The organism is Methylobacterium sp. CB376, assembly GCF_029714205.1.
GTDB lineage: Bacteria > Pseudomonadota > Alphaproteobacteria > Rhizobiales > Beijerinckiaceae > Methylobacterium.
In genome coordinates this window covers 5,077,471-5,087,500 of sequence record NZ_CP121648.1, presented here as the reverse complement: position 1 = coordinate 5,087,500, position 10,030 = coordinate 5,077,471, and the positions used below count along the sequence as shown (strand labels likewise).

8 protein-coding genes (1 of these 8 cut by a window edge) are annotated in these 10,030 nt (G+C 72.5%); 5 read left to right on the top strand and 3 right to left on the bottom strand.

Annotation, left to right across the window (positions count from 1 at the left end):
* Window positions 1-120 carry the start of an SDR family oxidoreductase gene (locus QA634_RS23330; RefSeq protein WP_012334376.1) on the bottom strand. It extends 648 nt beyond the left edge of the window, so 120 of the gene's 768 nt are visible here — the first part of the coding sequence; its start codon is at window positions 118-120; its stop codon lies beyond the left edge, outside the window.
* Window positions 120-824 carry a GntR family transcriptional regulator gene (locus QA634_RS23325; protein ID WP_012334375.1) on the bottom strand — a complete coding sequence of 235 codons (705 nt, stop codon included), beginning with the start codon at window positions 822-824 and terminating at the stop codon, window positions 120-122. Before QA634_RS23325 ends, QA634_RS23330 begins: the two co-directional genes overlap by 1 nt.
* A 146-nt stretch (window positions 825-970) precedes the next feature.
* Between QA634_RS23325 and QA634_RS23320 the strand changes: the two genes are divergently transcribed.
* From QA634_RS23320 to QA634_RS23300, 5 genes are all read left to right on the top strand, one after another.
* Window positions 971-2,218: an ABC transporter substrate-binding protein gene (locus QA634_RS23320; RefSeq protein ID WP_012334374.1), complete on the top strand. Its 1,248-nt coding sequence runs from the start codon at window positions 971-973 to the stop codon at window positions 2,216-2,218.
* A 199-nt stretch (window positions 2,219-2,417) separates the two neighbouring features.
* Window positions 2,418-3,293: a branched-chain amino acid ABC transporter permease gene (locus QA634_RS23315; protein WP_012334373.1), complete on the top strand. Its 876-nt coding sequence runs from the start codon at window positions 2,418-2,420 to the stop codon at window positions 3,291-3,293.
* Between the two features lie 10 nt (window positions 3,294-3,303).
* Entirely contained in the window at window positions 3,304-5,826 is a 2,523-nt protein-coding gene (locus tag QA634_RS23310) for a branched-chain amino acid ABC transporter ATP-binding protein/permease (protein WP_012334372.1), read from the top strand.
* A 14-nt stretch (window positions 5,827-5,840) separates the two neighbouring features.
* The gene (locus tag QA634_RS23305; RefSeq protein ID WP_012334371.1) at window positions 5,841-6,767 is read left to right on the top strand and encodes a 3-hydroxyacyl-CoA dehydrogenase; all 927 of its coding nucleotides are present in this window, start codon (window positions 5,841-5,843) and stop codon (window positions 6,765-6,767) included.
* Between the two features lie 25 nt (window positions 6,768-6,792).
* A complete protein-coding gene (locus QA634_RS23300) occupies window positions 6,793-7,722 on the top strand; it encodes a 3-keto-5-aminohexanoate cleavage protein (RefSeq protein ID WP_012334370.1) in 930 nt (309 codons plus the stop codon).
* A gap of 53 nt (window positions 7,723-7,775) precedes the next feature.
* Here the strand turns inward: QA634_RS23300 and QA634_RS23295 are convergent, their stop codons facing one another.
* The gene (locus tag QA634_RS23295; protein ID WP_012334369.1) at window positions 7,776-9,935 is read right to left on the bottom strand and encodes a TonB-dependent siderophore receptor; all 2,160 of its coding nucleotides are present in this window, start codon (window positions 9,933-9,935) and stop codon (window positions 7,776-7,778) included.
* Window positions 9,936-10,030: the final 95 nt, after the last annotated feature.

Here is a 10,030-nt window from a genome sequence, read left to right as displayed (position 1 = left end):
GTCCACGTCGCAGACATGGACCCGCGCGCCCTCCTCGCGGAAGGCGAGGGCGATCTCCAGGCCGATGCCGCCGGCCCCGGCCGTCACCAGGACCCGAAGGCCCGCCACACCCATCTCCATCATTCCCTCCTCTCCTCGGGCAGCCGCCCGCTGCCCGCGATGAACGCCGCCGCGCCCTCGACGTCGGCGACGAGCGCGGCGCGCGCCGCCGCCCCGTCCCGGGCGCGAATCGCCGCGACCAGCGCCGCGTGGTGGCGCTCCGCCGCCCCTTCGGCGAGGCGCTGGCCCGAGACCCGCATGTCCAGGTTCAGCACCGGGCCGACGCGCAGCCACAGCCCCTCGATGATCGCCAGGAGCGTCGGCATCCGCGCCGCCGCGTAGACGGCGAAATGCAGGTCCTTGTTCGCCCGCACCGCCCGCTCGAAATTCGGCGAGGCCGCGCGGGCCTCGGCGCGGAAGAGCGCGTCCTGCAGGGCGACGGCCGCGAGATCGGCCTCCGTGCGGGCGCGGGCCGCCTCCTCGGCGGCGAAGCCCTCGACGACGACGCGCACCCGCGTCAGCTCGCGGAACTGCCCCGCATCCATCAGCGGCACCCGCACGGAGCGGTTCGGGAGCACCTCCAGCGCCCGGTCGGCGGCGAGCCGCGACACCGCCTCGCGCACCGGCATCATCGAGGTGCCGAGTTCGGCGGCGACGCGGCGCAGGGACAGCCGCTCGCCCGGCGCGAGTTCCCCGGCGATCAGGAGCCCGCGCAGCTCGGCGTAGACGCGGTCGCCCAGCGTCGCGCGCTCCATTCGGCCGATCCTGGCGATGGCCCCGTCCACGGCGTCGCGCTCCTCCGGCGGGTTTCGGCGCCCGCCCGCTGGCCGGCATCTCGACAGGCACCCGGTTTGATGGCAGCCTAAGTGTGATCACAGATCACGGCAAGCCACGCGACCGTGACGGATTGCTAGGGCAGGGGACGAGACCCATGACGCAGGGCATGAAGCCGACGCGCCGCCTCCTCGTGCAGGGAGGCTTGGCGGCGGGCGCGGCGCTCGCGATGCCGGCCATCGGGCGGGCGCAGGAGGGGCCGATCCGCATCGGTCACCTGACGCCGCGCACGGGCTTCCTCGGGCCGCTCGGCGAGTACGCCGTGATGGCGGCCCAGCTCGCCACCGAGGAGATCAACGCCGCGGGCGGCATCAACGGCCGCCGGATCGAACTCCTCACCGAGGATTCGGTGAATCCCCAGACCGCCTCCAGCAAGGCCGAGCGCTACGTCGAGCGCGACAAGGTCGCGGCCATCGTCGGCGAGATCTCCTCCGCCTCGGCCCTCGCCATCGGGCAGGTGGCGCAGCGCGGTCGCACCCCCTTCTTCAACACCGGGGCGAACTCCGACGCGCTGCGCGGCCAGGATTGCAAGCGCTTCATGTTCCACATCGAGGGCGCCAACTCGATGTACGTGAAGGCGGTCGGCCGCTCGCTGGTCCAGGAGGGGCTGGTGAAGGGCAAGCGCTGGTACTCGCTCACCGCCGACTACGCCTTCGGGCACGACCTCCTGCGCGTCGCCAAGGGGTTCATGCAGGGCAACGGCGGCAGCTTCGCCGCGGACGAGCTCGTGCCGACCGACGCCACCGACTTCTCCGCCTACCTGATCAAGATCCGGCAGGCCAAACCCGACCTCGTGATCTCGAACCTCGCCGGCAACCAGATCACCAACTTCCTCAAGCAGTACGCCGAGTACGGACTGCCCTTCCCGATCGCGGGCTTCGGCTTCGACACCGCGCTCGCCTGGGGCGCGGGCGCGGGCAACTTCGCCGGCACCTGGCCCTGCCTGTGGCACCACAAGGTCGACACGCCCTCCGCCAAGGCCTTCGTGGCCGCCTTCACCAAGAAGTACGGCAAGCCGCCCGAGAACCAGGCCTGGGGCGACTACAACGGCATCCGCATCGTCGCCCAGGCGATCCGCGAGGCGAAGTCGACCGAGGGGCCGGCCCTGGTCTCCTACCTGGAGGGCGGCGCCAAGTTCGACGTGCAGAAGCCGCGCCCCGGCTATTTCCGCGCCCGCGACCACCAGCTGATCAGCGAGATGTACGCGATCACCGCGCTGCCGGCCGACAAGGTCAAGGACAAGTGGGACATCTTCTCGTCCTCGCCGGCCCTGCCGGGGCCGAACGAGGACCTGGAGGTGCTGGCCCCGACCGCCGAGGAGGCCGCCTGCAAGATGGAGGGGTGACGCGAAGTCCGGAACAGGGCTCTCGGCATTCGCACCGGGAGCCCGCGCGGCCGAGCGACGCTCCGCCCCGGCGAAGCCGCTTGCCGCATCGCGAGGCGATCAGCCGGACATCGCGTGAGGCGCGCGCCTCCGCCCCGGCGGCCGGGATCCCGTCCCGGCCGCTCCGCAACCCCGTCCCTCCGACCGGACACGTCCCGTGATGCTCCTCACCCTCGCCGTCGAGCAGGTCGTGAACGGCCTGTTCCTGGGAGCGATCTACCTCCTGATCGCGCTCGGCCTGTCGCTGATCTTCAGCCTCGGCGGCATCGTGAACCTCGCGCACGGGGCGTTCTTCGCCGTCGGCGCCTACCTCACCATCGTGCTCTCGCCGAGCCTCGGCTTCTCCGGCGCGATCCTCGCCGCGCCGCTCCTCGTCGGGATCATCGGCCTCGCGGCCGAGCGGCTGCTCTTCCGCCGCTTCTACCGCTCCGACCCGATCCTCTCGCTCCTCCTGACCTTCGGCCTCGCCATGGTGGCCGAGCAGGCCCTGCGCATGATCTTCGGCGCGCCGCCGCTGCCCTACGGGATCCCGCAGGCGCTGCGCGGACAGGTCTTCCTGGGCGACTTCATCCTCTCCCGCTACCGGCTGACCATCCTCGCCGCCGTGGTGGCGGCGGTCGCCGCCGTCTGGTTCCTCCTGCAGCGCACCACCTTCGGGCGCGTGGTGCGGGCCGGGGTGCAGAATCCCGACATGGTCGCGGCGCTCGGCATCTCGCTCAAGCCCTACATGGCGGCGGTGGTGTTCATCAGCGTCGCGCTCGCGGGGCTCGCGGGCGTGATGCTGGCGCCGATCACGGGCGTGCACCCGGCCATGGGCGCGGAGGTGCTCACCGGCGCCTTCGTGGTCGTGGTGATCGGCGGCCTCGGCTCGTTCTGGGGCGTGGTCGTGGCGGCCCTGATCGTCGGCGTGGTGCGCGGCCTGATGGTCCTCGTCTATCCGGGCTTCGCCGAGGCCGCGATCTACGCGCTCATGGCCCTCATCCTGCTCGTCCGGCCGCGCGGCCTGTTCGGCGAGCGCATCCTGCGCTTCGAGTAGGGACCGCCCGATGACCCGCACCGATCGGCTCGCGCTCCCCCTCCTGGCGCTCGCCCTCGTCGTCCTGCCGCTCGGCCTGCAGGGGCTCGGCCTCACCCTGACCACGGCCACCGACGTGGTGGTCTTCGCGGTGGCCTGCCTGGGCCTCAACATCCTGGTCGGGCAGACCGGCCTCGTCTCCTTCGGGCACGGCGCCTTCTTAGGCCTCGGCGCCTACGCGGCGGCGATCAGCCAGCGCGCCCTCTTCCCCGGCGGCCTCGTCGCGCCGGCCGTCTTCGCCCTCGCCTTCGTGGCCCTCGCCGCCCTCCTCGTCGGCCTGCTGATCCTGCGCCGCCGGGGCGTCTACTTCTCGCTGCTGACGCTGGCCCTCTCGGCGCTGACCTTCACGGTGGCCTATCGCTGGACGGCGCTGACCGGGGGCGAGAGCGGCTTCGGCGGCGTGGTGCGGCCCTCCCTGCTCGGCATCGACCTCGACGCCCCGGCGACGTGGTACGCCTGCGTGGCGGTCGTCGGCTTCGCGGTGCTCTGCGGGCTCGCGCGGCTGCGCCGCTCGGCGGTCGGCAGCGTGCTGGAGGCGATCCGCGAGAACGAGCAGCGGGCCCGCTTCCTCGGCTACCCCACCGCCCGCTACAAGCTCCTCGCCTTCACGATCTCGGCGGCGGTGACGGGCCTCGCGGGCGTGCTCGAGGTCTTCACCCACCGCTTCGCCTCGGCCGAGCCGCTCGGCACCGCCTTCTCGGGCGAACTCCTCGCCATGGTGGTGATCGGGGGCATGCGCAGCCTCGCCGGCCCGGCGATCGGCGCGCTGTTCTTCATCCTGTTTCGGGAACTGCTCTCGATCTGGACCGGCGACTGGCTGTTCTGGTTCGGCCTCCTGTTCATCGGCTTCATCCTGTTCTCGCCGGACGGGCTCGTCGGCATCGGCCGGCGGGTGCTGCGCCTGATCCGGCCGGCCCCGAGCGAGGACGCCGCGATGGCCGGCCGGCGGGCCGGCGCCCCCGAGAACCTGCCCGGCTTCCTGCGCCCGGACGGGGCGGTCGCGGGCGCGATCCTGCGGGCGAGCGGCATCGCCAAGCGCTTCGGCGGCATCCGGGCGGTGGAGGACGTCTCGATCGCGGTGCGCGACCGGACGCTGCACGCCCTGATCGGCCCGAACGGCGCCGGCAAGACCACGGCCTTCAACCTGATCTCCGGGATGTTCCGGCCCGATGCCGGCGACGTGACCCTGGAGGAGCGCTCGATCGCGGGGCTCGCCCCCGAGCGGATCTGCCGGGCCGGCCTCGGCCGCTCCTTCCAGATCACCAACCTGTTTCCGGCGCTGAGCGTCGAGGAGAATGTCCGCCTCGCGGTCCAGAGCCGGCATCCCGGCCGCTTCAATCCCTGGCGCGACGCCCGCCGGGACCGGGCGGTGGCCGCGGAGACGGCCGAGATCCTGCGCTGGCTCGGCCTCGCGGGGCTGGAGCGGACGGAGGCCGGCTCCCTCTCCTACGGCGGCCAGCGCCTCCTCGACATGGGAGTGGCGCTCGCCACCAAGCCCCGCGTGCTCCTCCTCGACGAGCCGCTCGCCGGCCTCGCGGCGGCCGAGCGCGGGCGCATCGGCGACATCATCAAGCGGGTCTCGACGGAGGTGCCGGTCTTGATGGTCGAGCACGACATCGACCGGGTCTTCCAGATCGCCGACGCCGTCACGGTGATGAACGAGGGCCGCGTCCTCGTCGACGGCACCGTCGAGGAGGCCCGCACCAGCCCGGCGGTGCAGGAGGTTTATATCGGCTCGGGCACCGCCGCGATCGCCGCCAAGCCCCGCCCGAGCGCCGCGGGCGGAGGCACGCTCCTCTCCCTTGATCAGGTCGACACGTTCTACGGCAAGAGCCACATCCTCAACGGCGTCACCTTCGCGGTGCACGAGAACGAGATCGTGGCGCTGCTCGGCCGCAACGGCGCCGGCAAGTCGACCTGCCTCAAGACGGTCACCGGGATCGCGCCCCACGCCGCCGGCCGGATCCGCCTCGCCGGCGAGAGCCTCGACGGGCGCTCGGCCGCCGCCATCGCCCGGGCCGGCATCGGCTACGTGCCGCAGGGCAGGGGGCTCTTCGCGGGCATGAGCGTCGCGGAGAATCTCGAACTCGGCCGGCTGCGGCGGCGCACCGGGCACGGCGTGCACTGGGACGAGGAGCGCATCCTCGCCTATTTCCCGCGCCTGCGCGAGCGCTGGCGCACCCCCGCCGACTACCTGTCGGGCGGCGAGCAGCAGATGGTGGCGGTGGCCCGCGCCCTCTCGGGCGACACCCGCGTGCTCCTGCTCGACGAGCCCTTCGAGGGCTTGGCGCCGGCGATCGTCGAGAGCCTGTTCGAGACCTTCGACGCCCTGCGCCGCGAGGTCTCGATCGTCATCGTCGACCACAACCTCGACCTCGCCCTGGCGCTCTCCGACCGGACCGTCGCGCTGGAGCGCGGCCGCGTCATGCATGTCGGCCCGTCGCGCGCGCTGCGCGACGACTTGGCCCTGCGCCGCCAGGTGCTGTGGCTGTAACGGGAGATCCTGCCATGCCGAACGTCGCCCTCGTCGGAGCCGGCCTGATCGGCCGCTCCTGGGCCGTGGTCTTCGCCCGGGCCGGGTTCCGGGTCCGCCTCACCGACCGGGATCCGGCCGCGCGCGAGGCCGCGCCGGGCCATATCGAGGCGGCCCTGCGGCAGCTCTCCGCCCACGGCCTCGTCGCGGACGTCCCGGGCGCCCTCGCGCGCGTCAGCTGCCACGCGGCCTTGAACGAGGTGGTGGCGGGGGCCGACCTCGTCCAGGAGAGCGGGCCCGAGACCGTCGAGGCCAAGCGCGCGCTGTTCGCCGAGCTCGACGCGCTCTGCCCGCGCGAGACCATCCTGGCCTCCTCGACCTCGGCGATCGTCGCCTCCCTCTTCACCGAGGGCCTGCCCGGCCGCGGCCGCTGCCTCGTGGCGCACCCGGTCAACCCGCCCCACCTCGTGCCGGTGGTGGAACTCTGCGGCGCGCCCTGGACCGATCCGGCCGCGATCTCCCGCGCCCGCGCCCTCTACGAGGCGGCGGGGCAGGTGCCCGTGACCGTGCACCGCGAGGTGGAGGGCTTCGTCCTCAACCGGCTGCAGGGGGCGCTGCTGTCGGAGGCCTTCCGCCTCGTCGCCGAGGGCGTGGTGAGCCCGGAGGATCTCGACAAGACGGTCTCGGAGGGGCTCGGCCTGCGCTGGTCCTTCCTCGGCCCCTTCGCGACGATCGACCTCAACGCGCCCGGCGGCGTGCCCGACTACGCCGCCCGCTACGGCGGATTCTACCGCCGCCTCGCCGCCGACCCGGCCCCGCCCCAGGTCTGGGAGGCGGAGAGCCTCGCGCGGATCGCGGCCGCTTGGCGAGGCGGTCCCGATCCGGCGAGCCAAGCCGAGCGCGCGCGCCGCCGGGACGCCCGCTTGGCCGCCCTGATGGCGCACAAGCGCGCCCAATCCTGAGATGACCTGCCCGAAAGGACCTGCCATGGCCGCACGCAAAGTCGTCATCACCTGCGCCGTCACCGGGGCGATCCACACGCCCTCGATGTCGCCCCACCTGCCGGTCACGCCCGAGGAGATTGCCGAGGCGGCGATCGGCGCCGCCGAGGCCGGCGCGGCGATCGTCCACCTGCACGCCCGCGACCCGCGCACCGGGAAGCCCGACCAGCGGCCGGAGGCCTTCCGCCCGTTCCTGTCGGTGATCAAGCAGCGCGCGAACTGCGTCATCAACCTGACCACCGGCGGCGCGCCCACCATGGGCATCGAGGAGCGCCTCGCCCCGGCCTCGACGCTCAAGCCCGAAGTCGCCTCCCTCAACATGGGCTCGATGAATTTCGGCCTCTACCCGATGCTGGAGCGCTTCAAGAGCTTCCGGCACGACTGGGAGGAGCCTTACCTGGCCGGCTCCCGCGACCGCATCTTCAAGAACACGTTCGCGGACATCGAGCACATCCTGACCACCTGCGCCGAGAACGGCACCCGCTTCGAGGTGGAGTGCTACGATATCGGCCACCTCTACACGCTCGCCCACTTCGCCGACCGGGGCGTGATCAAGCCCCCGTTCTTCGTGCAGAGCGTGTTCGGGATCCTCGGCGGGATCGGCCCGCACCCGGAGGACGTGCTTCACATGAAGCGCACCGCCGACCGGCTGTTCGGCCGGGATTACCACTGGTCCGTGCTGGGCGCGGGCCGCAACCAATTGCCCATCGCCGCCCAGGCTGCCGCGATGGGTGGCAACGTGCGGGTCGGGCTGGAGGATTCCCTCTGGATCGGACCCGGCAAGCTCGCGCAGTCGAATGCCGAGCAGGTGACGAAGGTGCGCCAGATCATCGAGGGGCTGGGCCTGGAGATCGCCACCCCCGACGACGCCCGCGGCATCCTCGGGCTCAAGGGCGGCGACCGGGTCGGGTTCTGAGCGGGCGGCGGCGGGTCGCGGGCCGGCGCCCGGACCCGCCGCCGGGCATCGGCTCAGAACGTGGCGCGCAGCGTCAGCATCACGTTCCTCGGATCCCCGTAGGTGTTGTAGGTGTTGAGGCCGCCGATCCGCGTGCGATAGACCGTGTCGAGCACGTTGTTGACGGACAGGGTCGCTTTCAGGGTCCGGTTCACCGCGTAGCCGATCTGGAGGTCGAGGACCGCGTAGGGCGGCTGGAAGCGGACCGGAACGCGTCCCTGGTCGGAGGTGGTCGAGGCGGCGACGAGGCCGAGACCGACGAAGACGCCCCGCAGCGGGCCTTCCTGGACGTCGTATTGCGACCACAGCTTCACGCTGTGCTTGGGCAGCCAGTTCGTCAGGCGCGCGCCCGTCCGGGAATCGTCCCTCAACAACTCCGTCCGGGCATAGGTGTAGCCGGCCACGGCCTGCCAGCCCGGGAGAAGCTCGCCCGAGACCTCGACCTCGACGCCCTCGCTCCGCGCCTTGCCGAGGGCGACGGAGTAGTTCGGGTGGGCCGCGTCGTCGAAGGCGCGGTTGACGTCGTCGATCCGGAACAGCGCGGCGGAGGCCTGCAGGCGCCCCTCCAGGGCCTCACCCTTCAGGCCGACCTCGTATTGCGTGCCGACCCGGGGATCGATGACGCCGCTCGGCCATTTCGGATCCGTCTGCGGAAGGAAGATGTCCGCGTAGCTCGCATAGGCGTTGAGCCCGGGCGTGAGTTCGTAGACCAGCGCCCCGTAGGGCGAGGGCCGCGCCGTGGCCGACGTGTCGGTCTCCCAGGGGGTGCCGCGGCTCGGGGCGGCGGCCCGGGAGCGGGCCTCGTAGGAGGAGAGGCGCCCGCCGAGGACGAGCGTGAGCGGGTCGAGAAGGCGCAGCCGCGTCTGGCCGTAGACGCCCCACTGCTCTTGCAGGTTGCGGCTCCCGCGGGTGAACGGGCCGAACGGCTCCGCCACGCCGGCATTCGGGTCGAAGATGTTGCCGTCCACCTGGGGGTAGTTCACGCGCCGGCCGGCCTGCGACCAGGACATGGCGTTCATCCCGAGCAGCACCTCGTGCCGGCGCCCGAACGCCTCGACCGGTCCCTGCACGGAGAGGTCGGCCCCCTCCCGGTCGTAGCTCCAGATGCTCCAGCGCCGCGCATACTTGGCATTGCCGGCCGGATCGGTGCCGGTGACCGGGTACGCGTCCTTGAACGCGAAGTCCTGCAAGCGGCGGACATAGGCGGCTCTGAGCACCCATTCGCCGAACCGGTGCTCGAGTTCGGCCGCGTATTCCTGGGTCGTCCACTGGTTCCTGGCCCAGGCCGGGTAGGGGTTGGTGTCGCGGGGCACGCGCAGGAAGCGCCGGGTCGCGGCATCGGCCGGGAGGCCCGAGAAGGACGGCGAGAGGTCGCCCTGGCGGACGGCCGAGAGCGACAGGGTGGTCCGGGGCGTCAGGTCGATCGAGATCATGCCGGCGCCGAGCCCGCGCGTGCCGTGCCCGTCCCGGAAGGAGGAGTCGCGGTCGGTCCCGGCCAGGATCCCCCGCCAGCGCACGCCGCTCTCCCCGCCGAGCGGCCCCGTGAGGTCGAGTTCGACGCGCTTGTTGGCCCAGGAGCCGTAGCTGGTCGCCAGGGAGGCGCCGAAGGTCTCCCGAGGACGCTTCCTCACGAAATTGACGACGCCGGCGGGCTCACCCTGGCCCAGGAGCAGCCCGGCGGGCCCGCGCAGCACCTCGATCCGGTCGTACAGCACCGTGTCGAGTTGCTGGTAGCCGCTCAGCCCGCCGAGCACCGGAACGCCGTCGGACATCGCCTGCGGGTCGTAGCCGCGGATGAGGTACTGGCTCTGGGACGGCTCGTTCGAGATCCGGGTGACGCCCGTGGCGCGGGCCAGCGCCTCGTCGACCGTGGTCAAGGTCTGGTCCTCGATCTGGCGCCGGGTGACGACCGAGACCGAGTACGGAACGTCGATGCGGCGCACCGGGGCCTTGCCGGCGACGGTGACGGCATCGCTCGTGAAGGAGCCGCTGCCCTCGGTGGTCGCGCCGTCGCGCCAACCGGCGATGATCAATTCCGGCAGCGCCAGGACGTCGGCGGGCGCCGGCCGCGCCGGGGCTTCGGTCCCGGTCGGGCGCGGCGCGGCAAGGGCCGGTGCGCCCGCAGCCGCCAGGGTGAGGAGCGCCGCGCTCCTCAGGATGCGATCGATTGTCATGAGTCTCTCCCGACGGCGCATGGGCGCGTCGCGTGACGGGGCGCGCCGGATCGCGCGGACCGGCACGGATTCGCGAAGGGCGCGCGGGACCGCGG

Coding starts and splice junctions, on each gene's coding strand:
- QA634_RS23320 (WP_012334374.1), top strand. CDS start 971: ATGACGCAGGGCATGAAGCCGACGCGCCGCCTCCTCGTGCAGGGAGGC.
- QA634_RS23315 (WP_012334373.1), top strand. CDS start 2,418: ATGCTCCTCACCCTCGCCGTCGAGCAGGTCGTGAACGGCCTGTTCCTG.
- QA634_RS23310 (WP_012334372.1), top strand. CDS start 3,304: ATGACCCGCACCGATCGGCTCGCGCTCCCCCTCCTGGCGCTCGCCCTC.
- QA634_RS23305 (WP_012334371.1), top strand. CDS start 5,841: ATGCCGAACGTCGCCCTCGTCGGAGCCGGCCTGATCGGCCGCTCCTGG.
- QA634_RS23300 (WP_012334370.1), top strand. CDS start 6,793: ATGGCCGCACGCAAAGTCGTCATCACCTGCGCCGTCACCGGGGCGATC.
- QA634_RS23295 (WP_012334369.1), bottom strand. CDS start 9,935: ATGACAATCGATCGCATCCTGAGGAGCGCGGCGCTCCTCACCCTGGCG.